The organism is Tritonibacter sp. SIMBA_163 (assembly GCF_046535935.1).
Taxonomy (GTDB): domain Bacteria; phylum Pseudomonadota; class Alphaproteobacteria; order Rhodobacterales; family Rhodobacteraceae; genus Epibacterium; species Epibacterium scottomollicae.
Genome location: NZ_JAWJBP010000758.1, coordinates 1 through 258, shown reverse-complemented (window position 1 = coordinate 258; position 258 = coordinate 1). Strand labels below are relative to the sequence as shown.

Sequence of the window (258 nt, the reverse complement as noted above, 5' to 3'; positions counted from 1 at the left end):
CCATTTTTTTGCGCGCGATCGCGCTGACTTCTTGTCTGTATTTTATTCTCTTTACGGTTCCATTTGTGGAAATTATCCGCGTCTTAAGAGACTTCCGTTGTCCCCCTTTAATTACCGAACTCCTTGTGTTGATGTATCGTTTTATTTTTGTTTTAACCGATACCGTAATGGAAATCCTCACTGCCCAACAATCTCGCTTGGGCTATGGAAACTGGCGTGTTGGAATGCGCAGCCTGAGTTTACTGATTGGTCAACTGC

Annotated in this window: 1 protein-coding gene; it reads left to right on the top strand. The window is 43.8% G+C overall.

Features of this window, described 5'->3' with window-relative positions; all coding sequences use genetic code 11:
- Window positions 1-8: 8 nt before the first annotated feature.
- On the top strand, window positions 9-258 hold a 250-nt coding region (locus R0J92_RS24360; RefSeq protein WP_411053578.1), incomplete at its 3' end, for a CbiQ family ECF transporter T component.